Origin of the sequence: Nitrosomonas ureae (assembly GCF_900108305.1) — a bacterium.
Lineage (GTDB): Bacteria > Pseudomonadota > Gammaproteobacteria > Burkholderiales > Nitrosomonadaceae > Nitrosomonas > Nitrosomonas ureae_B.
The window spans coordinates 1-26,782 of sequence record NZ_FNUX01000019.1 but is presented as its reverse complement, the minus strand read 5'-3'; the positions used below and the strand labels follow the sequence as shown (position 1 = coordinate 26,782).

The following is a 26,782-nucleotide window of genomic DNA, read 5'->3' as shown; positions in this document are numbered from 1 at the left end:
GTAGCGTATTCACGCAGTTCCTATCTGCTAACTTTAGAAAGGAATTAATGTATGAAAATCAGCATTCATGCCGGTCTGGCAACACCGAGCACTAACAAGTCAAATAATCACGCACATATTCTACAGGTGCTGCTACTTTTTTTGATGGGTATGATTCTAATGCCCTTGAATGCAGTAGCAGCGACGATGGATCCTACCGCTGTCAAATGGCATCCAGGCCACTATTACATAATCAGGGGGGCGAAAAAAAACAATGCCGACTACTTATCCGAGGTCTATAGTGAACTCAATGCAACTCCCGCATTAAAGGGAATGATGATACGGTATTTCTGGAATGATCTGGAGAAAGCAAAAGGCGTGTATGATTTTTCATCCATTGATAAACGTCTCGCCGAATTATCCGCTAGAGGAAAGCGTCTTGTTATTCAGGTACAAACAAAATCATTTAATGGCAGGCAGGTTGTGCCAAATTATATGAAGACGGTTGAATACGAAGGCGGTGAATTTAATATCAGTGATTATGGAAATAACGTAGTAACCGGACGTAATATTAAATTATGGAACTCACAAGTACAGAATCGCCTGACTGCTTTATTCAAGGCAATGGGAAAGCGTTATAATTCACACCCTTATTTTCAAGGTATCGGCATGATAGAAACCGCTATGGGGGTACCTATCAAACCACTGACGAATGCCCAGATCGCTGAATTTTATAACAATAAGATTAACGTGCAGAAGCAAATGCGTTTATCTTTTCCCAATACAATGACGATTCAGGAAACAAATTATCCGCGTCCTATTCTTGCATCGTTTGTGGGAAAACTCAGGAATATTGGAACTGCATTGAGTAGTCCGGATCTTTTTATCGAAGAAAAAGGTTTGAATTTTCAAGGAACAAAATATGATCCTCATAAGGGAGTTTATAATTACTATGAGGATTTCTCTGGTTTGATACCTATGGTTCCTACGGTTATGCCAGATAATTATAAAAATACCAGAGGTGATGGAAAAGGTTATGTGCCGACTGTTTCTCAGATTCTGGTTTTTGCGCGGGATAAATTAAATGCTAACTATATCTTCTGGACACGGGAAAAACATTACAAGCAAGTACTGGAAGTCCTAAATTGGAAGGAACAAAGAAATACCCGTGCGGGTGGTTTAAATGCAGCTTGTCCCAGAGCCTATTCTTCCTGTGTTAACTAGGGTCGGTCAGCGAAGAGTTTGAGCGGTCTTTTCAAGTTATACGCCATCGCCAGGCATGCGCTTTGGCCAGGCGTCGCCGATGCGCTTCCAGCGTTCGGCGACACGCGGATCGGCCTTGGCCGCATCGGCATACTCCGATGCGTTTTTCAGCAGCCCCAGTTCGACATCGGCCTGTTCCGCCAACTTCAACGCCAGGTGCAAGTCCTTGGTGATGATGTTGTAGGTGGCCACGAAGTCCTGCTCCGGCCCGTCCCAGGCATGGTACTGCTCGCGCCCGGTTTGGGCGTCGACGGTCAGGAAGTTCATGCCGGTGCTGACCGCAAGGATCGGCGACAGTTTCTCGAAGCTGACGCCGTGCCGCTGCGCCAGATCGACGGCCTCGGTTCCCGGCCATGACAAATCACTTGTAAAGCGTCCTGATCGACAGGATTGTCCTGATCAATCTCAAAATTGACGCTATCACCTTCATGAATAGCCTGCATATCATTAAATATATGGCGCAATCCCGCGACTTCCATCAGATAATCACAAGGTGCATTATTTTGCGAAAAATCGGGTACCAAAGCAAAACCGTCACTCGGTAAGCGTGCGCCGGTATAACCCAGCAAAGCCATATCCGAATAACTAAACGGACAAGGCAAACGATGCTGCGCCAGGAACTCAGCGAAATCCTCGCGATTACGCGGCGGCAAACGGCGCAGCAATGATTCAATCACGCCTTGACGCACTTCGTCATTTTCCAGCCGGAAAGCCGGAAAGCCTTTAAAACCCGCTTTGCGGGCTGCCTCAAAATCGGGGGTGTTTTTTAGATAGCGAAAAACGATCTGACCATCATTTTCCCGGCAGACTTCACCAATGACGCGGCGCGTGCGCGATGGCGCATTCATATCCAGCGATTGCCAGGTCATCAATAGTCGCGATGGCTCGACGATATGGCGCAAAATATTCATAGCAATAAAGTGAATCGGTAACGCATGAGATGAAACATACATTCAGGCCTTTCATTGGAAAACGAGGTAACTGCGCATTCGAACAACTCAGCTTGCAGCAGCCGGATTTGTTTTGCTGCGCCCGCGCTGTTTCGTTGCTGGTAAAGTTTTTTGGATGCGTTCCAGCAGCACGCTGGCCGGTTCATCGTTGGGATCTTGCGGCACCAATTCGCCGCGGAAGGCTTTGGCGAGAATTGCGGACGTCAGCTTGTCGGCTTTGGCGCGGGTGGCAGCATAGCGGGCTTCGAGGCGATCGGCGTAGGCGAACAGTTCCTCAACGCGGCGGACGATTTCGGTTTGTTCTTCGATGAATGGCACTTTGATGAGAAAAGTTCGCAGACCGGTTAGCGGGATAGTAAGTTGCGCAGTCCCTGTAGCTGCAGCCAATGCCTGTTTTTGGGTGTTTTTTGCTTCCAGCGCATACTTTAGATAATTGCTAGTGATTTTTGAGTAATCTGGTTTCAAGATTGCAATGTGTCTTTGAAAAGTAAAAGCACAATCAGTATCAATCAGTACCGGAATACCAATAGAGCCGGTAACCGAGTACAAAATATCACCGCGATTTGGCCTTCGATTTCCCTTCAAAGCTTCAAAGTAATATTGAGGGACAAATCGACTCGCTTTTTCCAGCCGGAGGCGACCATCATTAATGGCGGAAATTGTAATAAATGGAATACCAGTTTCAGTTTGTGGTGGAGCCTGATGATCTCCATCCGTGATTGAAAGACACACATCTGAAAGAGGTATCGTTATCCATCCAATTGTCTCTGAGACGCCACGCCATTCCTCCGTCAATTTTCCCGAAGTCGCGGCAGCGAGGACGGATTGGCGGAAGCGTTTGAGGATGGCCGGAATACGGTCGAGGCGTTCGCGGCAGGCATCGACCCGGGTAAGAATGCTGTCGAGTTTGTCGGCGATGCGTTTTTGTTCGTTGAGTGGTGCTAAAGGAATAATGAGACTTTCTATATCATCCTTTCGAAGAGATGGAACTGTGGTTGCCCGGGATAATTCCGTGAAATCTCTTGTTCGTAGAAACATGTATATGTATCGATCTGAATCACTCAGAAAAGCCTTTACTGCCATCACATTGTTGTCAACTAAACATTCATTAACAACAAAAGCTCTTCGATTTAATTTAACAGCCTCTCCGATCTTGGCGAAAACAGTAGCACCTGAAGGAATCGGTTTTCCTTTTAATTCAATAGCGATTTCTTTGGATACACAGTGCTGAGGATTTTTGAGGAATCCTCCCTGTTCAATAACAGCTCTTGATATATCTCCGACTTTATAAAATCCAAGCTCTCCTTCAGTCCTTCCTTGAAATTGCAACGGGAATCCAATACCACTGCATGTTGAGGAAATTTCTCCCAGTGATACTTCACACCAATTATCTGGAAGCTTTTTCACATTTCCACCTCACCCGCCTCTTCTCCCAATTCCTCCAGAATCCCCTGCAATTCCAATAGCGCGCCTTGCAGTTCATCGATGGCTTCCTGCGCGAGCAGCGCCGGTTCCGGCAGGTCGTCGTGACCGGCGGCGCTGTCGTCCTTGAGCCAGCTGATATCGAGGCTGTCGCCGCGTTCAGCGATTTGTTCGCGCGTGAAGGCGCGGAATCGGCCGGTTTCTGGATTCCCGCCTTCGCGGGAATGACGATGTTGGGTGTTGTCGCTGTGTTGGATATCGTTACTGCTCGTAGCACTACGATCCGTGTTCTGGTGCATGTCGCCAGTGCGGGAATGACGGTGTTGAGTGTTTCCGCCTTGCGGGTCGGGGCCGAAGAAGTCTTCGAATCCGGCGAAGTGTTCGGCGTTGAGTTGCGTGCGCTTGCCGAATTGCGGCATGTTGGTGCGCAGGTCGTAAATCCACACTTCTTGCGTGTTGGCTTTGTCGCTGTGGCCGCGCGTGAAGAACAGCACGTTGGTTTTGACGCCTTGCGCGTAAAAAATGCCGGTCGGCAGGCGCAGGATGGTGTGCAGGTTGCATTTGTCCATCAAGTCGCGGCGGATTTGCGTGCCGACGTTGCTTTCAAACAGCACGTTGTCCGGCATCACCACCGCGGCGCGCCCGCCCGGAGCCAGGCCACGGTAAATATGCTGCAAAAATGCAAACTGTTTGTTGCTGGTGGCGTAGGTGAAATCGTCGCGGCTCGGCAGGCCGCCGCCTTTCTTGGTGCCGAACGGCGGATTGGTCAGGATCAGCGTCGCTTTCGGCAGCGCCGCACCTTCGGGACTCAAGGTGTCGCCGTAATGGATGCCGCCGTCGATGCCGTGCAGCATCAGATTCATCAACGCCAGCCGGTGCGCATCCTGCACGTGTTCCATGCCGTAGAAGGTGCTGTTGCGGTATTTACGCTGCTGTGCCTCCGTGAGTGCGTCAAAATCATGGTGCGTGCGCAGATGGGGTATGTTAACTTCTCCCAAAACGCCGTACACTTTTTGAAAGAAGTACAAAATGAGGAGAATAAGCTACCTTGTCACTGCTAACTTGTTATTACCCAATCGTTTGAGTAATCCCACATAAGCATTAATTTCTTCTCGAATCACCTTATCCGGTAATATAGCTTTTGTTACCACAATGCGAGCTAATTGAGGATGCACTCTTATCACGCCCTGCCGATCAATAACAAAATCAGCCCTACGCCATTGCTGCGAAGTTACCCAAGCAAAAATGATTTTATCGATAACTGGTCGCAATGGCTCCATCAAGTCATAGACTAGCGATGCTCTTCCGTCCTGATCAGCATGCAAGCTACCTACTGCCACATCAAGCCCAACAATCTGTAAAGCCCGTTCCACTTGCCCTGCTAATATCGCATAAGCATAATTTAATATGGCATTGACCGGATGAGTAGCTTTATAACCTTTCCCAGAAATTCCCGAGGCTCTTTGAGAAAACCCTCTCCATTCTATCGGCACATCTTTTTCTTTCCATTTTATAACGCAATTATTCCAAGTCGACCAATAAATGATTGCAGCTCTTGCTTCTATAAGGCGCATTTCTTCTAATGTATTAGCATACAAAATTGAATCTGCCGATTGAGTAAAACTTTGAGCGAGTATCGGCATGCATTTAATACACGCATCAAATTTACGATACAAAATCTCTTTAGCGAGCGTTAATGTTTCCACACTATATTGCAATCGCCTTAACGATACGACATGTGGTGTAGGAGCATGCGTTAATGCAGTTAAATGAGCATCACGATCTAATACATAAAGCGCAATGCGCTGATCAGAACACCATTGAATTGCTGCTGTAGATAAATTGCCCGTCGTATTGATCACGATAATTGCTCTGACCGCATGAACACCCCGAGTTATGCGCTTTTCACGTTCTGTAACAGTAGAACAACTATAACCCGATCTTAAAACCAATTGTCCTTTCTCCACTTGAAGACTACATCCATTACCTGCTAATGTTAAAACATCTTTTTCTTTGGCCTCTGCTGCCCAACGTTCACCAGATTCAGCAAATGCTTTGCCATCGAGATTAAATTGAATAAATGCAGGTTTATTATCGGTCGGGATAACTTCAAGGGGTCTATGATCATTAATAGCGGGAATGGCGTGTAATGTGCCAACTGAGTTTGTTGTTTGTTTGGAATTATCTTTCCGATGTAAAGGCTCAGAAAGACTTTCAGTTTTATGCGGCTTTAAGTGCGCTCTGCCACTATTAGAACAAGGCTTGGAGCAATATTTAGCTAGTTTATTTCTGGTTGCAAATTTGGTTTTGCAATTTAGACATATTAGATTAAACATTCAATTGCTCCAACTTGTCGATTGATACCATATTCTCAACAGCTTGACCAAATTGCTGCCTAATCACTTCTTGCAATACTTGGGCAAAAGCTTGACCGTGCACATATAACAGAACACCCCACAGCAGGGCTGAACGACGAAACTCAAACGTGAGCACGTAATCTGTATCCTTAGAATGCATAGGTGGAATAATGGGTTCTATCGCTCCACTCCAACCATGCTCGCGAAACAAATTGGTTATTGATCGAGTTGCGAATCCAAACGAACTAAATTCATCCTGGGATTTTGTAAATATAACTGGCAGTGTTTCATCTGTAACTTTCTGAAATGCGTCTCTTAGTGCAGAGGGATTTAAGAACTCCCCAAGCTGTTCGTAAGTGGATTGCGACACTGATAATTTTGCAGTTCCAACAACAACTTCAGCAAGTGCATTAATCCATTCCGTTGGCTTTTGTTCGTGAAGTATTTGGTCTTTTGAATGTCTACGCTTGACAGATTCTGTAAGTCTTGAAGCTTTCGATGAATCCGAGATTTTGGATTCCATAAATGAGCGCTGTCGCCTCAAATTTGATTCAAGTCTGTCTGGGATTTCTTCCAAATATTTACGAATCAAATCTCCTCGAAGTAAAAATCCATTTGCAAATATCCTTTTACCAGCCTCGTCCATATTTGGCTTGTTTTTCCTATAGGTCGCAACAATCAACTCAATCATAGGAATGCATATTGGCTCCCAGTACTGTGGAATACCTCGGCCCCTACCTCTGGATTTTCCGGCTTTAGGTGGTGGTAAAAGTCCATATTTTACCCAGCGCTTAAGCTGTGGTTCTGTCACTGGATGATCAGAATGACATCTCGCAACCTCTTTTATTAGTTTTTCTTTGGTAAGTTGATCATTCATAACATCAAATTATACAGAGGTACGGAATACAAGTCATTCTATTATTTCAGAGGTATGCAAAATAACCTAGTTTGTTGCGCACTAACTGATGAAAAATAACATTATTCATCAGCAATATAAATATATTAATGTACTATAAAGGAGAAAACTTATTATAGCTAAACTTTCTATTACAGGTAGATGCATTTAGTGATTTCTTTAATTATTTAATGGAGGATTAAAATGAATAAAATTATGCCATCAAAGAAACGCAACTACCAAGCCGAGTATCAACGCAGACGACAATTAGGAATAGAGCGAGGACTATCTATCGCTCAAGCTCGAGGCCATGCTCGCAAAAGTGAATCCAAGATTTCTGAATTGAAACGTTCAGGGATAATTGATCGCACACGCAAATCAACGCTTGAGCGCTACTATCAAGCTATTAATGGAATCGCATCCGGGAAATCACTCTCCAAAGCATCTAAGGAGGCTCGAATTTCTTTAGGGACAATCAGAAAGCTTGATATTGAACGTAACACATTACATTTTTTAAACAACCATAAGTGGGAGATAAAAAGCTCTGCGAGTTTTCCTATCCTAACAAAAGATGGGAAGCTATTTAAAGAGGTTTTACTTGATCGCAAAAATGCTCGCATAGTAGGTCAATATTGGAATGCGGCTCATAATGCTTATCTAGGGGATACCTCAGCAATAACAACTTTCTCAAATATTGTCGTATTTGACTTGTTCGGAAATCAATATTCTTTACTAACTATAGTAGATGATTTAATTTCCATCATGGAACAAATGAATGATGCTGACCGTGAAGCGTATGAACGAATGTTTTCTTCCGAACAACGTGCATTTAGGGTGATGAATCATGGTTAACGATTATCGCTCCTGTAGTGAATGCGCCGAATATCGTAAACCAGCTTTACGAAAATTTGATCGCAATCTATGCCATAACTGTGCTGACAAAACACATAGTCACAGTCATTGTTGGATTTGCCGTCAAGATGACTTGCCTATTGAACTTCATCACTTAGCAGGTAAAAAGCATGCACATCGGACGGTTCCCATATGTCTTAACTGTCATGCCATGCTGTCACGCCGTCAATACCAATGGCCCGATCTATGGCGATGCGAACCTTGTGTCGCCTTCTTATTTGTTGGTTTTATGGACTATTGCGCTTTATATACTGATCCAACTATGCCTCTGGAAGTGTTAAGCGAAAAATCGCAGCAAATGGCAAAGGACACTATTTGGACAGCAATCGATGCAGTGATATTTTTAGTCAAATTAATGCCGTTAGCCATAGTTCTAATCCTTGGCCTAAAAATGGCCCGAGCATCCGTTCAGAACTAATAACGATATTTATTAATATGACAGAATCACGCGATAGAGCAGTAAAACCAGTTTCACAGTATCTACGCTGTTTCATAGACCGCATAAATACAGAAAAACAAGATAATTCAGCGAGTACTAAAATTGAATTAATTGCTGATTATCAAAGTAATGCTAAAGATGAGCTAAATATCGAAGCTCAAGCCATTTGGGAGATTGAACGGCCTTATGGCGGCTATTGTTTTGTATTGGATACCGAAACCACAACCGATAGCCGCCAAGCATTGCGTTTTGGTGTTTATGCGATATATGGCATTGATGAGGAAACCCGCATGTGGCTCTATCGAAAAGGCGAGTTAAATCGTGATGCATTGGATAAATTTGTTAAAGCGGGTCTTTTTTATAATCCTGATGAGATCAGTAATGAAGAACTGATTATCATAAAAAGCTTTGCTGCAACCCATGATATTGAACTACTCGTGAGAGATGATTTTATCTGCAAAATACTTTATCCGTGGGTTTATAAACGAGAAGCTTTATGTATTGGCCACAATCTGCCATTCGATCTTTCACGATTGGCTACCTATTGGGGCGAAGCCAAGGAAAAATTTTATGGCGGTTTCTGGTTAACGCTTTGCAGTTGTCGCGAGGACGATTCCTGCTTTGATCATCCTCCAATACGTATTAAAACGCTAGGTGGTAAGAAAGCTTTATTTGATTTCCGTACCCAGCGTAAACCAAGCAAAAAAGTAAATCGTTATCGGGGGCGGTTTCTGGATACGTCTACTTTTGGAAAAGCGTTGCTCGGGCCTGGTGATACAACGCTTTCAGGCATGGGCAAGCGATTTAAGGCACGTGTGGAAAAAATGGGGGAAGAAGTAAATCATGGAGAAGTCATTACTGAAACATATCTGAAATATGCCGTTCAGGATGTAAAAGCGACTTGGGCGCTATATCAAGCAGAACGAGAAGTTTATCGCAAGCATGGTTTGTCACGTGAACCTTGGAAAATCTTTTCTGAAGCGTCCATTGGCAAAACCTACTTGAAAGATTTGGGGATTCTCCCATTTCTTAAACAACACGCAGATTTCCCAAAGGATGCAATCGGCAAAGCCATGACTGCATATTATGGCGGAAGAACTGAAGTTCGTATTAGATTGCAGCCGACTGAAGTTATATATACCGATTTCACGAGTGAGTATCCAACAGTTAATGCCTTAATGAATATTCAGCAATTGTTGCTTGCCGAGAAAATATCGGTAGAGCCTTGTATTGAAGAAGCGCAGCTACTATTAAACGATTTAACGTTAAATGATTTGTTGAAAAAACAAACATGGCCTTTACTCCGATGCTTTGTAAAAATAATACCTGATGTCGACTTATTACCTATTCGCACAACTTATGGAGAGCAAAGCGCAGCCACTAACATTGGCTTAAATTATGCTAATTCTCATTTATCTGTTTGGTATTGTTTAGCTGATGTACTGGCTTCAAAATTGTTGATCGGAAGAAACCCTCAGATTGTAGATGCGTTTAAGCTTTTACCTCAAGGCCAAATTAAAACCAACCAATGGAAACTATTTGGTGATGAGCGTTTCTCCATCGACCTGACAACAGATGATCTGTTTGCACGTGTCATTGAAATGCGCGCAGATATCAAGAAACAAATGAAAGATCATCCAGTAGGCAGCAATGAATCTCTTTATCTTGATGGTTTGCAGCAAGCCCTCAAGCTAATCGCTAATTCAACCAGTTATGGCGTGTTGGTAGAAATCAATCCTGATGATAGCGAAAGCAAAAATATTCCCGTGCATATCTATGCCGATCAATACAGCAAAGGCAAGACCAAAGCGATTGAAGAACCAGGGCCTTATTTCATGGGGCCGTGTGGAGCGTTAATTCCTGCTGCTGGACGTTTACTTTTATCGATGGCTGAAAAATTGGCAAGTGATCGAGGCATCGATTATGTGTTGTGCGATACCGATTCAATGGCATTTGCCAAGCCTGAGGATATGGATCGGGAAATGTTCAGAATTAAGATTCAGGAAATTTGTGATTGTTTTAAATCATTATCCCCATACAACAATGTTTCTGAAATATTAAAGATTGAAGATTTAAATTATTTCACCAATCAACTTGAACCATTGTACTGCATAGCTATTTCGGCAAAACGATATGCATTGTATAACCGTACAGATACTGGTTATCGAATAAGGAAATTCTCATCACATGGTACGGGTGGCTGGATGAAGCCAGCAGAGTATCAATCCAATACACCGGAGCCTTGGGAGAATGTGTATAAGCTTGGCGGCCATCGATGGATGTACGATTTGTGGTATCACGCAATTACAGAAATTGAAGATGGAAAATCGAGGGTATCTCTAATCAATCTTCCATTTCTATCTGAACCGGCACTAACAAATGTAACTGTCTCTACAACTCAGTTACTGAGAAGATTTAAACATATTGCTGACATAAGGCCTTTCTCCTTCATGGTGATGTTGCCATCCCTCAATCAGTTCGAACTGTTAGCTAGATCGCAAAGTCAATTTGAGGCAATAACTGAAGCAGTCACAACTGATAAAAAGGCCCAACCTTATAATCCAATGGAACTAAAAGGGGTTGCTTTTTATGCACCATACGCTAAGTCATATCAAGCTGTTTATGATCAAATTAGACGGATGGATAGCAATCAATTGATAAAGATTGAGCATAAAACATTGGCTGAGTGTGTAGCAGACTATTTTTTACATGGAGAAGCTAAGGCATCTAACCCGAAAGGAATTGGTATATTGGAGCGGCAACACCTTCAAATAATTGAGCACATCTTTATTGGAAAAGAAACCAATCGCGTCAAGGATGACATTAGTGAGGAAAGTGAAGGGATTATTGAGCTTGAAGCAGTTGTGGAATATGGAAGAAAGGGGTTAGCTGAATTGCTCAAACAGAAACCTATAAAAGAATGGATTCAATTGACGAGGATTCCTAAGCAAACATTGTATGATATTCGAAAGGGAGCGAAACCAAATAGGGATACTATGAGGAAAATTGAAAGTGCTGTGAATAAGTTGAAATAAATTTAAGCTTGACCGTATTACTAGAATATACCGAAAAATAGATTGAATGTTCTAAATTGTCATCTATTGATGGAAATAGCAATATAAACCTAGGCCCAATTATTAATTATAAATATGAGTAAAATTAAGTCTGAAGAACGACAACGATCAAATTTAACTGAAGAAAGACTTGCGGCATTTAAACAGAAATTTTATATCTACTTCTCATATTTCGCTAAAGATTGCAACTAGGAGGCAGCATTTGCAGCGCAGGCATTCTTAGAGAGATTGTTTAGTTAATAACTTGCGAAAAATATACAGAAATCGTAAACAACACAACGTGGGCTACTAGCAGCTTACTCAAAAATTTGAAATAAATTCAATTCCTTCCAAGTTTAACTACTAACTGCTAAGCTCATATGTGGTCGAGGTACATTAAAACAACAAGATTAACTATTACAATTCAGCAGATATTATTAATCTCTGCTTCAAGAGCCTTGATTTATTTTCTAAGAGACTAAAGATCATAGGAAGGTAATGTGATTAACGAAATTGAGAAATCTAATTCTAAAACAATCGAACGCTTGAAAGAACTACTTAGCTATGTACGTCATTTGGGAATTCTCAATCAAAAAGCAGTTTTCAGAATTGATGAGTACAAGCAACTAAATATATGGGAACACGAACTTAAGGGTAAAATTGGCATCCAGCATAATATTGTTGATACCGATGGCATTTTCATCTGGCTTAGAATAGAACGATTAAAGAGGTTAGCGCCTCCATCTCTCCCTAAAAATTTAATTGAATGGGTATCAATCGAAAATGATCCAGAAAGCAATCCTCATATTAACGACAAATTAATAAAAACCCTACCTGAAGCTGATGTTATTCAGCTTGTTAGTGATGGAGTTATTGCAGAAATAGATGTTATTGAACCTTTAAGCGAACAATTTACCGATATAAAAAATAAGGATGTGATATTTCGACTTGAAAATATTCCCCAGGTAAAAAAAGACATTGATACTTATGTCAGCGAACAATGGTTGCCTTGGTCTGAAGAAGAAAAGCCACGTAGAGAAACTATTAAATTATACGACTCTTTATTTAGCTTGCAACAAAACATTGAAGCCCAAGGTGATGAACAACCAAATGAATTGATATTAGGTATTGGGATAGCTCGTTGGTCATGTGAAGGTCATAAAATTGATCACCCATTACTCGAAAAGTCAATTGAAATCGAAATTGACCAAAAAGATGGTGCTATCCTCATACACCCAAGAAACATTGAGCCAGAGCTAGCAATTAGCGCATTCTTTGCGTTAGAAAATCCGGGAGTCGATACATTGTTGCGCTTCAGCAAAAAACATTTTTCTGAATTGTCTGATGATATTGATTTTTCGCCATATATCCATGAAAGCTTTGAGCCTGTACTTAGGCAAGCAGCAACGCATTTGAGTGAAAGCGGAATATACTGGCCAGATATAAATCCTAACAAAGAAAACCGTGAGCCAAATAAAGTAAGTGATTCTCTTGAGATAACAGATAGCTGGGTAATTTTTGCAAAACCCAGGAGTACAACTAATTTTGTACAAGATATTGAGCGTTTTCAAAAGAATCTTGAAGAATCAGATAACTTAGTAGGATATATTCCCAGCCCGACTAAGAAATTGATTACTGAGCTATCCGACAAAAAAACAATATTAACAAGCGGCTCCTTAGATGGCGATTCGTCCTCATCTTCGCTAACCTTATCATCACATATTAACAAAAATTCAGAACTATTTTTTCCTAAAGCTTTCAACGAATCACAAATTCAAATAATTGATAGGCTTGGAGAAAATGATGGAGTTGTAGTTCAGGGCCCTCCCGGCACTGGGAAAACACATACTATTGCTAATATCATTTGCCATTATTTAGCTACTGGGCGGAGCGTACTAGTCACATCTAAAGGCGAATCTGCATTATCAGTATTACAAAATCAAATACCTGAAGAGTTAAGAAGCTTAACGATAAGTCTTCTTTCAAATGAACGACAGGGTATGAAACAGCTTGAAACCGCTGTACAACTGCTAGCTGCTTTGGTTAGTCAAACTAACATAACAGATTTAAAAACGGAAATAGAAGCAAGTGAGTCACGCGTCAAGCAACTCAAATACGAGATTACCCAAATTGATTCAGAAATTAAGGAATGGGGACTAAAGCAGCTTAATCCGATTGAGAAACAGTTTGATGACGCAGGCACTGGAATAACTGCAATGGAACTGGCTCAACAAGTTATAAACGATTCTGGCAACCATGAATGGCTACCGGACGAGCTTGGTTCATCAGAAAAGTATGTTCCTAGTTTTACTGATTCAGATATTTCAAAAATTAAAGTCTGCAGACGTAAGGTTGGTAAAGATATTATTTATGTAGGTAAGAACCTACCCAAATTGCAGGATATGCTCGATAGTGCAAACATCGCTGCTATTCACAGTGATCTTTTGACCTCCATAGAAATTGAAAACAATTCAAAGAATAGCCATATACCACCTCTCGCAGTTTCAGTTGAGAGATCAATTGAGCGAGCAAAAAATCTAGCCAAGTCGCTAAAACAATTGTCTGAACTTTTAGATCACTTTGAGAAACATGATTGGCTTGAGCAAATTTACTCCTCAGGGATTGAGAATATAAAAAATGACTCGGAGAGCAGTGAACTTTTTGCCAGCTTGTTAAATGCTCTATCATCATTGATTAGAGAAAGACAGAAATTTATAACAACCCTTGTAGAGATGGCTGATGTCTCTTCCTGTATTGAAAATGCAAAAACCGCCTTAGAAAATCTTGTAAACGGCAAAAGGGCATTCAGTATATTTTCTTTTGGCAACAAAGACGTCAAAGAAATTATTTATCAAGTAAGTGTAGATGGCGAAAAACCTAAAAATGAAGAACAGTGGCAGTTAGTTCTAGATTATGTAATTTTTCAAGACGAAATGAGAAAATTTATAATCAAATGGAATCATGCTGGCCAGGAATTTGGATTACCCAAATTTACATATACTTATGGCAGTTTATATTCAGAAATTTCCTTTATTCATTATTTAATTACAAACACAAAAAAAATAACTAACGAATGGATTTTTATTAGTCGTGAGGTTTCAGAGCTGTTTCCGCACGGGATTGATGTTTCTAAACTTGCCAGAGATAAGGTAGAAATTGTAAAAATAATTCAAGCAATTGAGTTTAATACATCGCGAATAAGTCTGGGTGCCCAACGATTAAAGTTGCAAGACTTAATGGTTAAACTAAGTCAAGCTGAAGGAGAAATCTCAGAAGAAATAAGGAAATTTATTGAGAATAATATAGGTAATCCAATGTATTCATCGGATAAAATAATCCAAGGGTGGCAAGGATTTGTGGTCGAATTGAATAGATTGAACGAACTTTCTAGCTTTTTAAGTGAAATTGAATTAATTACGGACAAAATATCAGATTCCGGGGCGCCTATTTGGAGTATAAAATTAAAATCCGAACCGTTATTAGGAACTGATGATGAGTTGACGCCAGTTGATTGGTATGGAACATGGCAATGGAAACGACGTAAACAATATTTATATGAAATAGATGGACGTGATCAACTTAAAAGACTGTCGAAAAAAAGATCGACACTAGATCATGATCTAAAGAAGACGTTTTCTGAGCTTGTAAGATTAAAAACGAATATCGGTCTGCATATGAGCATGACAGAGCGAGTTCAAGGTGCTTTGATGCGATTTTTGTCTTCCCTTGCAAAAATTGGTAAAGGCACAGGAAAAAGAGCACCTAGACACCGCAAAGATGCTTACCGAGCAATGCAAGATTGTTATAGTGGAGTCCCATGCTGGATTATGCCCACATGGCGTATCAGTGAAAGTCTACCCTCAGATTTTGGTACTTTTGATTTGGTAATAATTGATGAAGCATCACAATCTGACATAACAGCACTACCTGCTATATTAAGGGCAAAGAAATTATTAATAGTTGGTGATGATAAACAAGTAAGCCCAACGGCTGCATTTGTTGCTGAGGAAAAAATATTGCAGCTTAAACATAATTTTCTCAGAGATCAGCCTTTCTCAGAACTGTTCCTTCCCGGAGTTTCCATATATGATCTAGCTAATGCCACATTTCCCGGTCAACGCATAATGCTAACAGAGCACTTTCGATGTGTTGAGCCAATAATACGGTTTAGTATGCAATTTTATAATGAACCGTTAATTCCATTAAGAATTCCAAAATCTTCAGAGAAACTTATTCCTCCTCTGATTGATGTTTTTGTCAAGGGTGGCTTACGTGACGAACGGAAGAAAGTCAACGAATCAGAAGCAGAGGCGATTATATCTGAAATAAAAACTTTGGTTTCCGATCCAAAATTCAATGGGCGAAGTATTGGCGTTATTTCGTTACTAGGTAATGAACAGGCAAAATATATTCAAGACAAATTGCTGACTACCTTGGGAGAAGATGTATATCAAGACTATCAAATTGCTTGTGGCGATGCTGCGACTTTTCAAGGTAAAGAAAGGGATATTGTATTTTTGTCAATGGTAGATAGTTACAATCCTACTAAGGATAAAGTAACAGGTTCATCAGCGACAAAACGGGAAGCAGAGCAGCGATTTAATGTCGCATTATCTAGAGCAAGAGATAGGATGTATCTCTACCGAAGCCTTCAGGAAGAAAATCTTACTAATGAATCAGATTTACGTTTGAAGATACTGCGTCATTTCCGAGCGCCTATGCCTCAATATCAACATATTGATAATTCTATTAATCTATGTGATTCAGATTTTGAAAGAGATTTTTATAAAAGACTCGCTGAAAAAGGATATAACATTACACCACAAGTAAAAGTAGGTGCATTTTCAATTGACTTAGTTATTGAAGGAGAAAATGATCGCAGATTAGCAATAGAATTAGATGGTGACAAATACCATCCGCCTGAAAAATGGATGGAAGATTGGAAGCGGCAACGGACTATGGAACGAGTTGGTTGGCAATTCTGGCGATGTTGGGGGTCGAGCTATACAATCGATCCGGAAGGCTGTATCGACGATTTAGTAAGCGTACTGAATAGTATGGATATACTGCCATGCAAGCGTGCTACCAATACAAATATTTATACAGAACAACGTGTATATAAAATTGAAAATAATTAGTTTAATTTGAGTTGATGGATAATAAAAAAAAAACCAAATAACGAATAACAGAAGAATTACAGAATAATTCTTGGGGAATGTTGGATTGGGCATTGATATATATATAAACCTTTTCCTCATTTTTACTAATATTTATTATGAAGTAAAGCGATAATTAAAGCTGTAAATTCTCAGCAAGTAAATAAATTTCCTTAAACAGTTAACTCTATTGATCAAGCCGATACAATAGAATCGTTGTGCTTGATAGAAGCAAGAGCTGCAATCATTTATTGGTCAGCCTGGAGCCATAGCGAAATACCTTGGAAATAAAAATACCATATGCAATATTAGCTGGACAAGTGGAGCGAGCCTTGCAAATCACAGGGCTTGATGTTGCAGTGGGAAGCTTGCATGCTGATCAGGATGGCCGTGCATCGCTGGTCTACGATTTGATGGAGCCGCTCAGACCGGTAGTTGATAAAATCATCTTTGGTAGCATTACAACGATGGCGAAGGGCTGATTTTGTGGTGGATCGGCAGGGTGTGATCAGGGTGCATCCTCAATTAGGTCGAGTGGTAGTCACAAAAGCAATGCTACCGGATAATGTGATTCGAGAAGAAATCAATGCTTATATGGGATTACTCAAACGATTGGGTAATAACAAGTTAGCAGTGACAAGGTAGCTTATTCTCCTCATTTTGTACTTCTTTCAAAAAGTGTACGGCGTTTTGGGAGAAGTTAACATACCCCGTGCGTGCGCAGATAATGGTTGGCGGCGATGAGGAAACCGCCGGTTCCCGCCGCCGGATCCTGAATAATGTCGGTTAATGCCGGTCGCATTACGTTGACCATGCAATTGACCAGCGGGCGCGGCGTGAAATATTGCCCCGCGCCGGATTTCTTTTCGTTGGCGTTCTTTTCCAGCAAGCCTTCGTACAGATCGCCGAGGTCTTCGCGGTGCACGCTGTACCAGTCGAGCTTGTCGATTTCCGCCACCAGCGTCGACAGCGTGGCCGGTTTGCGGATGAAACTGCTGGCGTTGGCAAAAATTTCCTGTACCAATGCAGCGCCATGACCGCCCAGATGGATCAGCAGCATTTTGTAGAATTCCAGCCGGTCCGGCGCAGCTTTGGATTCCAGATCGGTCCAGCGGTAACCTTGCGGCAGTTGATTCTCGGTGCCGGTTTCCTTGGCCATTTTGAGAAACAGCAGATAGGTCAGCTCGGTGACGTATTGATGATAGGTGACGCCATCGTCTTTCAGGATGTTGCACAGATTCCATAACTTGGCGACGATATCGGAGGTGATTTTGCTCATGCGGATGGAGAATTCCTTATTCTTTTATTGTGTTGGCGGTTTGTTGCCAAAGTGCGTCATTAAAGGTTTCCAGCACTTGCTGGAGTTCACCGTTGAAAAGCTTATCCAGCCGGTTGAATCCGCCGCCTTCGCGCTTGAACACGAGATCGGGATCGTCCAGCGCTGCGCGATCCACCAGCAAGTTGGCTTTGGTTTGCGCCGCGATGCGTTTGAGCCAATCACGTTGCGGCGTTGTCCAGCTGCCGCGGGCAAGCAGGTTTTGCAGCGCGCGATCGACACGCTCATCGTACGGAATGAGCGCATCGCCGATGGCGGCTTGGCGAATGTAACCCACGATGCGCGCGGCGATATCCTGATTGGTGATTTCACGCCAGGCGGTTGCCAAACCGGTTTCGGTGAAGCCTGCCTTATCGAGCGCTAATATCAATTCGCGCAATTGCTTGCGGGTGAGGTCGCGCGGACGGGTACGAACCGTGAGCAGCGCCGGGATGTCGTTACTGTGGCTTTGAATGAAGGCTGTAAATTCTTTCAAGTAATCATCCGGCTTTTTCCCTTGGCCATACCCTCGCTCCACGTCTCGCAGCCTGTCTTCGTGTTCAGAGATAAACAGGGTTGCCGCCGTTCCTTCACGCTTGCGGTCAAGAATTTCACCCAGATCCGGGTTTTGGGTAAACCAAGCGGTTATTTCATTTAACGGCATGGCCTTAATCTTGCGGATAAATGCTTCCGGCGGCATACCCGCCTGGGTTTCAAAGTCTTGCACGGACTGTCCGGATAAATGCCGTTTTTTACTTTGCAACTTGGCCAGGATTTGATCGCGCACCAATTGACGCGACTCATCGTTATTGACCGTGACCAATTCCTGGATCAGCTGAGTAAAGCTGATTTTGGGATTGACCACGACCGGTTGCATGGCGGTCATGTTATTCAATGCCGCAAAAATCCGCACGGCATCGAACACATGGAAGGCGTCTTTGCCGATCTCATCGCATAAGCGCGTGGCGCGGCCGAGCATCTGGTCAAACAAGATGCGGCTGTTGACCCGGCGCAGAAATACCAGATTGCAAATTTCAGGCACGTCGATACCGGTCGTCAATAAGTCGACCGTTACCGCTACATTGGGATTGCGTTCATTTTTGAAGCGGCGGATTAATTGCAAGGGCTTATCCGCAGCGCCGGTGATTTTGATGACTGCATCGTCGTCCACGCTGCCATAGCGCCCGGCAAAGGCTTTTTTGAGCAAATCGACCACCATGTCGGCATGCGCATCCGTTGCGCAGAAAATTAGTGTTTTCTGGCGTGAGAGCGGATCCAGTTCTTGCGCCAGATACTCGCATACCACACGATTGAACGATTCGGTGATGACCTTGCGATTGAAATCCTCGATTTCCAGTTTGATTTCATCGGGCGTCTTGAAAAGCTCGATCTGGTTATAGCCGTTGAACACCTTGATATCTTCACCGATTTCCCATTTGATGCCCTGAGTGGACAGCTCGGTTTTAATTTGTATCGGCGGCTCGTAATCCACCAAATAGCCGTCAATAACCGCTTCCCGATAACTATAGGTATAAATCGGTATACCGAAAATTTGCGTGGTGTGCAAAGCAGGCGTTGCCGTCAGTCCGATTTTGTAAGCATCGAAGTAATCCAGCACACGGCGGTATTTGGAAATATAGTCTTCAAAGCCTCGAAAAGTCATTTCGGTATCGGAAAGCTCCCGATCCAATAAATAACCACGGTGGCATTCGTCCACCACAATGCAGTCGTATTGATCGACACTGGGCGGCACTGCGTCTTCCGAAGCAAACAGCAGCCGCTTCACCATACCTTGCACTGTGGCAATATGCACTGAGGTAGCCGCATCGGGCGCTTGTTCTCCTAATTCCTTGATACCGAAAGTATCCGCAAAAGTTTGCAGGTTTTCCATGCGGGTATCTTTGAACGCATTCGCCGCTTGCTCACCCAAAGCGGAGCGATCCACAAGAAACAAGATGCGGCGAAAGCGTTTTACTTTGAGTAAGCGATAGATTAACGCGATACAGGTTTTCGTCTTGCCGGTTCCGGTGGCCATCGCCAGCAGCATTGCCCGTTGATTTTCAGCAATCCCTTTTTCTACCGCGAGAATCGCTGCTTGCTGATAATGACGGAGCTGAAAACCATAATTGAACGGTGTTTCCACCAGTTGCGCGTGCGCTTTAGCTTCATCACGTTTGATAAGCGTATTCAAACCTTCCGGCGTATACCAGCCATCCAGTGGATGGCCCAGGTTATCTGCGCGGCGTAGATCACAAAACCAGATACCGCTTTTAGTGGCAAGCTGGCGCAGGAATGGACGGCCATTCGAAGAAAAGGCAAATGGAATGCGATAGTTGCCATCGCTGCCCCAATTTTCAAGCGGCAGCTCGGTTTCGCCGCTGGGTGTAAAAGAACGGCTATACCGTTTGGTTTGTTGCAATGCACCGGATACGTCGATATTTTTGCGCTTGGCTTCAACCACCGCCACTGGCGTAAGACCAATGAACAGAACGTAATCGGCTGGGCCGCTTGCCGTGGGCCATTCTGCAATCGCACGATTACGGCTTTTTTCAGGCCGGGCGCCTTTTTTAAAAGTCAACGTATCCGAATCGACTTCCCAACCGGCTTGGCGCAATTGCTGATCGATGAGTTTACGCGTGTCGGCTTCATCCAGTTGCACGGCTTCGGCAGCCGAATTGGCAGCAGCGGCAATCTTCGCGAGCGCCTCTTTCGGTTGTGCCGATGCGGTTTGCTGTTGGTCAAGGATACTTTTCTCCAGTTTAAGCTTGGCTTGCTCGGTTTCAGCGGCCATCTGCTCCCAGAATATCTGCTCATTCTTGGCTTCACGCAAACTGGATTCGGTGATGCTCAATTTTTCCGTGACGACGGCATGCGACGCTTGATAGTCATTCACCAGCTTTTTGAGACGATCCAATTCAGCGCGCAATTCCTCGCTTTCATCTGGTGGTGGGGAAGGCGGTATGAAGGGGCCGGATTTGAATCCGGCATCCTGGAATGTGCGATGAAACCAGAGGCCGATTTGCCAGGCAAGCTTAAGCGAGGATAATGCGCTGCGATGATCGCCGGATAGCGAATGGTTGGCCGCATTGCCGCTACGGCGTACTTCATTGAACATTTGGTACATTTCGCGCGGCAATATGCCATTATCCTGCAAACGCCGCAGCAGATCGTATTGCGTCTCTTCCGCGGAAATGAACAATCCCGTCCGCGCAGCCAGCAGTTGCGCCAGCGACTCCGTTAGTTGGCGCAGCTTTAAAAGACAGGTATTTGGATCATCCGCAAAATACTTCTCAGCCAACATACCCAGACGAAGCAGTTGTTCGTCGTGCTGGCTTAATACCGAAAAGTTTGACCCCTTCATTGCTATTGATTTTCCGGATGCTTGATAAATTCTTGCATTCTATTACATTTCGCGCGTCTATTCTTTGAACTGCCGGATAGCTCCAAGCTCATGTTTTGAAAAATTCAGCACAGTAGTTCTCGACTTTGACGGCATTGAAGAGATTGATCAAGCTTTCGCAGATGAAGTATTCAGAGTGTTCCAGAATGCGCATAAGAATGCTCACGCCCAGCAGCAAGATTCATCAATCCAATTTGTATGGAACCGTTTTTATGTCAGCTTGATCCCAATGATCCATTGCTGAAGCTTGCATCAGCGATACCGTGGATTGATGGTTGGGTTATTGATACTTCAACGAGTGAAAGTTATTTTTCACAAACAATCGAGACTTCAGATTCGATCTTAAAAAACAATTGCAGGATCCTTTTTCAGGGACGACTAATTAAAACGGGCGGGCAAAACCATGCGGGAGCCGGCGAGGTATGGTTTCGCAGAAATTCCACTGCACAATTTCGCCCATAAAAGGGTATCCAGTACGCAGTGAAGGAGGGTGAAGGGAGCGCGTACTGGATAAGGGCAACTTTCCAGCTCTCCGGTTAAGTGCGAGCATACATCCGGGCTGGCGTGGATTATTCATCTTCAATTTAGCTAAAATGAACGAATAATAGCGGACATTATGCTCTTTTTATTTATCCTTATCTGTACGGTTTGAACACGTATTCAGTTGACCGCCATCGGCTGTCAAAGAGTGCGATTTCAAATCTGACCCTTCTCCATTTCAAAATAGTCGGCAACGTTACCGGATTGCGGATATTAATTACAAACCCGCCAGCCAACAATACACCGGGCAAAAATATCGGTGATAAAAGCCACATAAACAAATCCCGTCTAAGTCGCAACAAAGGTAATGTCTGCAACCCGTAGTTGATTTGGCCGGGTTGCTATAAATTGCCGATTGACTCGCTTTCTTTAAAAAACTTGATCGATTTCTTGCCAACATCATGATTGTATTTAGTTATTATAAATTTCATCTTCATCCTTCATTTAATCTCTCCATTCTAAGAAACTTCGGGTTCCATGAAAATCAGCATACCTCACTTTGTTCTCAATGTAGCTGATGGATTGCTTTGTTTAATGGTTTCCTTTAATAAAAAACAATAGTTTCCTTAATAGGCACATCGTGTTGGTTATATTAAGATCGCCTCATACCCTAACGTTTGAGAGGAATTAATAGAAAGCGCAATGGGGTATTTAGCTTAACAAGCTGAAATGCGCTGTGTTTGTTGACGAATTTGTATGCTGCTTCACTGATACCGATTTGGTATTTGATCCTGGATGTTTAGGGCACACGAAATCAATACGTCACAGCCTCGTTCCAAGCTTATCGAAGAGCTTAATCAAAATTCCTAAAGCTATTTAACGATTATCATGTTTTTTGGAGGATGTAATGAACAATTCAATAGCAATGAAAAGATTCGAAGTCATTGTAGAAACAGAATATCATGATGCGTTAATTGAATTGCTAGAAAGATCCGGAATACGCGGATATACTGTTATTAAGGATGCGGGAGGCTTGGGAGCGCGGGGTTTTCGAAATCCTGATGATAGAATTTTACCCGATGCAAATGCGATAACAGTTTTTGCTTGTAAGGAAGATCTGGCACAGAAAGTGCTCAATGAATTGCAACCCGCGATGGAAGGTTTCGGGGGTGTATGTATGATTTCAGATTGTCATGCACAAATGCATTTCGATAGTTAAGAGCTCGCTTTAAAATTAATTGGTTGTGCCATGACCAAAAAATTGCTGTTGTGTTGTTTACGACAGAGTGAAATAGATTCAATGGTTGAATTTCAGGTTAATGTTCCTGTTCTGTTTTTTTATTTGAAGCAGTTTTCAGTTATTTATGGAAGTATAAATGCTGGAGTCTTGTCGAATTCCTGAAGATCGGAAAAATCACATCAGAATGGACCGGTTATTTCAAATGTTACGCCATTCGCGCTATTTCCGGTTTTGCCTCGCTGAGAACTGAAATATAACCGTGATCCATCGGGGCTCAGAGCTGGCCCGGCTATTTCTGAATGGTCATGACCAATTACTTGTAATAAGGGCAGAACATTATCTCCGGATAGCACCACAATTTGCATATTGCCGCTATCCTCAGCCACGAGCAATTCGCCTGCGGCATTGCCGGTAATATTGTCAACACCGGTTAACACCGGCGAGAGATATGATGCTGCATTATAGAGGATGCTGAGACGCTGTTTCTGTATGTCAAAAGCCCACACACAATCATCTCCCTTGGTGGCAAAGTAGATAAAATCCTGGTGATACCAGATGCCTTCACCGCCATTGAATGCGGTGCTACTGGGAACTTGTTTGCGTGTCGGCATGTTGGTCGCTGAGGGATCTGTCAGCGCGTGCCAGTGAACTGCACCGGTGTTGCCGTCAATCACCTCGGCAACTTCAAGAACACCGTCATCCAGGTTAGGATTACCGGCAGTATCGAATGAATGTGCAGTGTAGCGGTAAAATCGGCCTTCCGGCTTGTCTTCGGTCAAATATAGCTGTTTGTTGCGCATATCCACCGCTACGGCTTCATGCCGAAATAAACCTAGGGATCTTCTGACCTGCGCCGGTTTGTGGCCAAATGGATCGCATTCCCATACTTGCCCTTTATCGGTTTCTTCACACGATAGCCATGTTTTCCAGGGTGTATGTCCACCTGCACAATTACGGTTGGTTTGGCTCAAAATCGAATATGCATCAACCAATTCTCCCTGTGCATTGAAGCGTAATGCGCCTACGCCGCCCGCTTTATTCTCCAGTTCGCAGTTGGAAACATAAATCCAACCGCCATCCGGAGTAGCAAAGGTGGCGCCTCCATCCGGTGCGGCGTGCCAAGTATAGTCAAAAAGCTTTTCACCTGAATGCGCCACGATACGTGAAGTAAATCCTGCAGGCAAACGCACACCATTTTGATCCGGCGGTAAAAGCTTGCCGCGTGCAGCTAGTGATAATGCCATGGTGGCAGCTTTGACTGGGGAAGGTAGCAAGGTGTTACCAAAAAACGCTCCCAAGCTCATAAATCCATACTGCAATAATTTACGCCGCTTTAGATCTGATATTTTCATTCTATATGTAGCCTTATGTTTAAACTCCGCGATAGACACAAGGTTTTATGCGGCGAGATAGTTTACAATGCTGCATCATTTTATATCTATGGGATGAAAGTATTGAGCAATGATTCAAATATTAAAACCAATTGTATCGCTTCTAATGTTTTTAACCGTGCTGTTTTTTATCAACACAATACTTACAATCACGACCAGCTTTTCCAATTGGGTTAATATACTTTTTTCTCTGACCTGTGCTGTTCTAGCTGCTGGGCTTGCATGGAAACTGATCGCTGGCGAGAAAATGAATGCTCTTACTGCCGTCATTGGAGGTGCGTTAATTCTTGGAGGATTATTTTTTACACTAGGTTTTTTAGGGCCGATGATTATCGCCAAAGACACCAACCAAGGACCTATGATCGGAATCTTTATCGCAGCACCGTTGGGGATTATTCTGGGTGGAATCGGGGGGTATGTTTATGCTTCGAAGCAAAAGGGGAATTGACGAACTTCTAACAGGAATGGTGAAAATTGAATGGCTTGTTTGAAAACTCTGGCTTAATAGTGGATATTTTTTATATTTATCAATATCTTCTAGCTAAATTTTCCGCCTCTCGGAGTGAAAGCTGGCTCGAAACCAGAAGATCAAAGAGTGCAGTTCAATACCCCGCAACTCGCGGCGGGGCGCTTTATTTTCACTGGAATATTGTTTGCGTTTCTTGCTCATGCATGATCTTCTATCCTGTCCATAACAGAGCTTAACTACCTGTCCAGTTTTGCGGTATCACTTCATGGCTGCTTTTTGCATTTTATGCTCTCCTAATTGTATGCTGGAGTACTCACATAAAAAATCAGAAGATTCTGATTAAGTCTGAGGACTCAGGCAGCATTGGCAAGCTGCGCGACTTGTTCGGCAATGATTCGGATTTCTTCTGTAATTGCATCGGCTTCGTTGGAATCGATACCTAGATTGCCCCATTCCTGCTGAGTAATTTTTTGTGCGGAGTGCTCAGTAATTCCTGAGTCAGGCAGTAATTTTTCTGCGATATTAACCAGCCTGACCAAGGATTGATTCATTTTCGAATCCATTTTCTCGGGTATATGGTGGTAGCGTATCACGGCGATAATTTCCACAGGTAATTCCCAATAAGTACCAAGTTGTGCGCCGATCTCGCCATGATCTGTCCCCAGCAGCTCATGTTCTATCTCTAATAGCGATATTTCGGGAGTTGTTTTCAATCTTTCGTGAAGTGCATCACTGAGATCTTTGGCGATGAAGCTCAGAACGTTATAGCCAATATCATGCAAGAGACCTGCAAGGAAAATCTGATCCTCCATCGGGCGGATTTGTGCGGGCATGTGTTTAGCGATGGTACGCATTGTAGAAGCGATAGTGAGACTGTGAATCCATAAATCTCTTGCTTTCAGCTTTCCTTCGGGCGGACTGGTGAATGCTGAAATGGCTGCCATGCCGATAGCAACAGATTTAATATGTATTAATCCTAGACGCATGGCAGCATCACTGATAGAAGAAATTATACTTGGTGAACCAAATAAGGAAGCGTTTGACAAGCCGATAATACGTGCAGAAATCTGTGGATCTTGTGCGATAAGTTTGAGTAATTGAGTTTCGCCTTCATCGGTATTTAATGCTAATGCAAGCATTTTTCTTGCAATAATTGGCATGGCGGGTAGTGTGTGGATATGCTCGAGGGATTGTTTTAAATCAATATGGTTAATCATAATAGTATGCTCTTGCAATGAATTATCATTTTTTGATATATGACTTTATTCATCTTGATGGATCATAATCAATTAAAAAATAAGGCTAATGTACAAAAAAGTTCTGAGTATTCTTATAGAGTGTCCAAGTCAACTGTTTATCTTGATGCTTGAAGTGAATTTTACATCCAGGCTTATAGAAGAGGGCTCCAATTTTTGGGCAAGTGTCCTTAGGAGTTTTTTCCACACATCAACTTGTTTTAGCGGCTTAATGGATTCATATAAGTAATGGTGTACCAATCTAAAGCTTTTAAACGGATGCGATGAGCATATATTCGGTGGAACCATATGTGAAGATTCGACAAGTGGTAATGGTGTAAGGCAGAAGCGAATGCGAAGTTGCGCGGTATTTTGGAGTTTACCGCAAAAGACTGCCGGTGCAAGAAAGAGCCCATTTCCCTTAAGCTAGCTGGATTCACCGGCATCCTGGATGCCATTCTGGAAGCTGACACAAGTTCATTCCAAACGGCGCCATACTGCGATACTGCTTCCCGGCAGATACCTGAAACTTGTTGTATGGTAATGAACTCAGCGCGCTTGCCTCGATTCTCAACTGTAACCAGTATCGGTGTTTTGCTTTCGATGTCCCGTTCACGTTCCCTCTAGTTTTTCGTCCTTCTATCATCCACGATACATTAATCTGCTTCGATAAACGTAATGCAGAAATACCGCCTTTATCTGAAGCTAACATGTAAATTATCCGAAACTACTTAGTCATCCCTGAAAAAAGTACCCAACAATTGTTGTTGAGAAATTGAATCTGATATTTCCATTCAATGTGGAGAATAACTTTGGTTGGTTGGAT

20 protein-coding genes and 2 pseudogenes are annotated in these 26,782 nt (G+C 43.0%); 10 read left to right on the top strand and 12 right to left on the bottom strand.

Annotated features, from left to right (window positions below; all coding sequences use genetic code 11):
- Window positions 1–51: 51 nt before the first annotated feature.
- Complete coding sequence (locus tag C4S39_RS10580; RefSeq protein WP_103966968.1) at window positions 52–1,203, top strand: glycoside hydrolase; 1,152 nt, start codon at window positions 52–54, stop codon at window positions 1,201–1,203.
- A 36-nt stretch (window positions 1,204–1,239) separates the two neighbouring features.
- Here C4S39_RS10580 and C4S39_RS10575 read toward each other — a convergent pair whose 3' ends face one another.
- The 6 genes from C4S39_RS10575 to C4S39_RS10550 are packed head-to-tail and all read right to left on the bottom strand — an operon-like array spanning window position 1,240 to window position 6,848.
- The gene (locus C4S39_RS10575; protein WP_103966967.1) at window positions 1,240–1,509 is read right to left on the bottom strand and encodes a hypothetical protein; all 270 of its coding nucleotides are present in this window, start codon (window positions 1,507–1,509) and stop codon (window positions 1,240–1,242) included.
- Window positions 1,506–2,195, bottom strand: coding sequence for a hypothetical protein (locus C4S39_RS10570; protein WP_103966966.1), 690 nt, complete (start codon window positions 2,193–2,195; stop codon window positions 1,506–1,508). The genes C4S39_RS10575 and C4S39_RS10570 overlap by 4 nt, the downstream gene beginning before the upstream one ends.
- Window positions 2,196–2,240: 45 nt before the next feature.
- Window positions 2,241–3,599 carry a restriction endonuclease subunit S gene (locus tag C4S39_RS10565; RefSeq protein ID WP_103966965.1) on the bottom strand — a complete coding sequence of 453 codons (1,359 nt, stop codon included), beginning with the start codon at window positions 3,597–3,599 and terminating at the stop codon, window positions 2,241–2,243.
- Window positions 3,596–4,612: an HsdM family class I SAM-dependent methyltransferase gene (locus C4S39_RS10560; protein WP_219817949.1), complete on the bottom strand. Its 1,017-nt coding sequence runs from the start codon at window positions 4,610–4,612 to the stop codon at window positions 3,596–3,598. The genes C4S39_RS10565 and C4S39_RS10560 overlap by 4 nt, the downstream gene beginning before the upstream one ends.
- 45 nt (window positions 4,613–4,657) lie before the next feature.
- A complete protein-coding gene (gene cas1 / locus C4S39_RS10555) occupies window positions 4,658–5,950 on the bottom strand; it encodes a CRISPR-associated endonuclease Cas1 (protein ID WP_103966964.1) in 1,293 nt (430 codons plus the stop codon).
- Window positions 5,943–6,848 (bottom strand): hypothetical protein, encoded by a 906-nt coding sequence (locus tag C4S39_RS10550; RefSeq protein ID WP_013646284.1) that lies wholly within the window; start codon window positions 6,846–6,848, stop codon window positions 5,943–5,945. The genes cas1 and C4S39_RS10550 overlap by 8 nt, the downstream gene beginning before the upstream one ends.
- A gap of 222 nt (window positions 6,849–7,070) precedes the next feature.
- On the opposite strand from C4S39_RS10550, the gene C4S39_RS10545 reads away from it, so the two are divergent.
- The 6 genes from C4S39_RS10545 to C4S39_RS15350 all read left to right on the top strand — a co-directional run bounded on the left by C4S39_RS10545 (window position 7,071) and on the right by C4S39_RS15350 (window position 17,071).
- Window positions 7,071–7,718, top strand: a complete 648-nt coding sequence (locus C4S39_RS10545; RefSeq protein WP_013646283.1) for a hypothetical protein — start codon at window positions 7,071–7,073, stop codon at window positions 7,716–7,718.
- The gene (locus C4S39_RS15155; protein WP_013646282.1) at window positions 7,711–8,196 is read left to right on the top strand and encodes a hypothetical protein; all 486 of its coding nucleotides are present in this window, start codon (window positions 7,711–7,713) and stop codon (window positions 8,194–8,196) included. Before C4S39_RS10545 ends, C4S39_RS15155 begins: the two co-directional genes overlap by 8 nt.
- A gap of 17 nt (window positions 8,197–8,213) precedes the next feature.
- Window positions 8,214–11,252, top strand: coding sequence for a DNA polymerase domain-containing protein (locus C4S39_RS10540; RefSeq protein ID WP_013646280.1), 3,039 nt, complete (start codon window positions 8,214–8,216; stop codon window positions 11,250–11,252).
- Window positions 11,253–11,770: 518 nt separating this feature from the next.
- Window positions 11,771–16,408 (top strand): AAA domain-containing protein, encoded by a 4,638-nt coding sequence (locus C4S39_RS10535; protein ID WP_013646279.1) that lies wholly within the window; start codon window positions 11,771–11,773, stop codon window positions 16,406–16,408.
- Between the two features lie 299 nt (window positions 16,409–16,707).
- Entirely contained in the window at window positions 16,708–16,908 is a 201-nt protein-coding gene (locus tag C4S39_RS10530; protein ID WP_041362056.1) for a CRISPR-associated endonuclease Cas1, read from the top strand.
- A gap of 4 nt (window positions 16,909–16,912) precedes the next feature.
- On the top strand, window positions 16,913–17,071 hold the full coding sequence (locus C4S39_RS15350) for a hypothetical protein (RefSeq protein ID WP_181023807.1): 159 nt from the start codon (window positions 16,913–16,915) through the stop codon (window positions 17,069–17,071).
- Window positions 17,072–17,126: 55 nt separating this feature from the next.
- Here the strand turns inward: C4S39_RS15350 and C4S39_RS10525 are convergent, their stop codons facing one another.
- Both C4S39_RS10525 and hsdR read right to left on the bottom strand, forming a co-directional pair.
- Entirely contained in the window at window positions 17,127–17,705 is a 579-nt protein-coding gene (locus tag C4S39_RS10525) for a class I SAM-dependent DNA methyltransferase (RefSeq protein WP_103966963.1), read from the bottom strand.
- Window positions 17,706–17,721: 16 nt separating this feature from the next.
- Window positions 17,722–21,102 carry a type I restriction-modification system endonuclease gene (gene hsdR, locus C4S39_RS10520; protein WP_103966962.1) on the bottom strand — a complete coding sequence of 1,127 codons (3,381 nt, stop codon included), beginning with the start codon at window positions 21,100–21,102 and terminating at the stop codon, window positions 17,722–17,724.
- 64 nt (window positions 21,103–21,166) lie between these two features.
- Here hsdR and C4S39_RS16050 point away from each other — a divergent pair, with 64 nt between their 5' ends.
- Window positions 21,167–21,385 carry an STAS-like domain-containing protein gene (locus C4S39_RS16050; protein WP_219817948.1) on the top strand — a complete coding sequence of 73 codons (219 nt, stop codon included), beginning with the start codon at window positions 21,167–21,169 and terminating at the stop codon, window positions 21,383–21,385.
- Between the two features lie 518 nt (window positions 21,386–21,903).
- Here C4S39_RS16050 and C4S39_RS10505 read toward each other — a convergent pair.
- Window positions 21,904–22,044, bottom strand: a pseudogene (locus C4S39_RS10505) (IS3 family transposase); the annotation flags it as partial.
- A 484-nt stretch (window positions 22,045–22,528) separates the two neighbouring features.
- On the opposite strand from C4S39_RS10505, the gene C4S39_RS10500 reads away from it, so the two are divergent.
- A complete protein-coding gene (locus C4S39_RS10500; protein WP_103966959.1) occupies window positions 22,529–22,840 on the top strand; it encodes a P-II family nitrogen regulator in 312 nt (103 codons plus the stop codon).
- Window positions 22,841–23,040: 200 nt separating this feature from the next.
- Here the strand turns inward: C4S39_RS10500 and C4S39_RS10495 are convergent, their stop codons facing one another.
- Window positions 23,041–24,213, bottom strand: coding sequence for an alkaline phosphatase PhoX (locus C4S39_RS10495; RefSeq protein ID WP_103966958.1), 1,173 nt, complete (start codon window positions 24,211–24,213; stop codon window positions 23,041–23,043).
- Window positions 24,214–24,322: 109 nt separating this feature from the next.
- Here C4S39_RS10495 and C4S39_RS10490 point away from each other — a divergent pair, with 109 nt between their 5' ends.
- On the top strand, window positions 24,323–24,700 hold the full coding sequence (locus C4S39_RS10490; protein WP_258039403.1) for a multidrug ABC transporter permease: 378 nt from the start codon (window positions 24,323–24,325) through the stop codon (window positions 24,698–24,700).
- Between the two features lie 374 nt (window positions 24,701–25,074).
- On the opposite strand, the gene C4S39_RS10485 is transcribed toward C4S39_RS10490, so the two are convergent.
- Together C4S39_RS10485 and C4S39_RS10480 are read right to left on the bottom strand one after the other, a co-directional pair.
- On the bottom strand, window positions 25,075–25,938 hold the full coding sequence (locus C4S39_RS10485) for an HDOD domain-containing protein (RefSeq protein WP_103966957.1): 864 nt from the start codon (window positions 25,936–25,938) through the stop codon (window positions 25,075–25,077).
- 512 nt (window positions 25,939–26,450) lie between these two features.
- Window positions 26,451–26,599: pseudogene (locus tag C4S39_RS10480) on the bottom strand (IS1595 family transposase); the annotation flags it as partial.
- Window positions 26,600–26,782: the final 183 nt, after the last annotated feature.

Bases quoted from the DNA above. Each gene is read 5' to 3' on its own strand.
- C4S39_RS10490 (WP_258039403.1), top strand. From the start codon at position 24,323: ATGATTCAAATATTAAAACCAATTGTATCGCTTCTAATGTTTTTAACC.
- hsdR (WP_103966962.1), bottom strand. From the start codon at position 21,102: ATGAAGGGGTCAAACTTTTCGGTATTAAGCCAGCACGACGAACAACTG.
- C4S39_RS10525 (WP_103966963.1), bottom strand. From the start codon at position 17,705: ATGAGCAAAATCACCTCCGATATCGTCGCCAAGTTATGGAATCTGTGC.
- C4S39_RS10575 (WP_103966967.1), bottom strand. From the start codon at position 1,509: ATGAACTTCCTGACCGTCGACGCCCAAACCGGGCGCGAGCAGTACCAT.
- C4S39_RS10485 (WP_103966957.1), bottom strand. From the start codon at position 25,938: ATGATTAACCATATTGATTTAAAACAATCCCTCGAGCATATCCACACA.
- C4S39_RS10540 (WP_013646280.1), top strand. From the start codon at position 8,214: ATGACAGAATCACGCGATAGAGCAGTAAAACCAGTTTCACAGTATCTA.
- C4S39_RS15155 (WP_013646282.1), top strand. From the start codon at position 7,711: ATGGTTAACGATTATCGCTCCTGTAGTGAATGCGCCGAATATCGTAAA.
- C4S39_RS10495 (WP_103966958.1), bottom strand. From the start codon at position 24,213: ATGAAAATATCAGATCTAAAGCGGCGTAAATTATTGCAGTATGGATTT.
- C4S39_RS10570 (WP_103966966.1), bottom strand. From the start codon at position 2,195: ATGTATGTTTCATCTCATGCGTTACCGATTCACTTTATTGCTATGAAT.
- C4S39_RS10545 (WP_013646283.1), top strand. From the start codon at position 7,071: ATGAATAAAATTATGCCATCAAAGAAACGCAACTACCAAGCCGAGTAT.
- cas1 (WP_103966964.1), bottom strand. From the start codon at position 5,950: ATGTTTAATCTAATATGTCTAAATTGCAAAACCAAATTTGCAACCAGA.
- C4S39_RS10580 (WP_103966968.1), top strand. From the start codon at position 52: ATGAAAATCAGCATTCATGCCGGTCTGGCAACACCGAGCACTAACAAG.
- C4S39_RS10500 (WP_103966959.1), top strand. From the start codon at position 22,529: ATGAACAATTCAATAGCAATGAAAAGATTCGAAGTCATTGTAGAAACA.
- C4S39_RS10550 (WP_013646284.1), bottom strand. From the start codon at position 6,848: ATGAATGATCAACTTACCAAAGAAAAACTAATAAAAGAGGTTGCGAGA.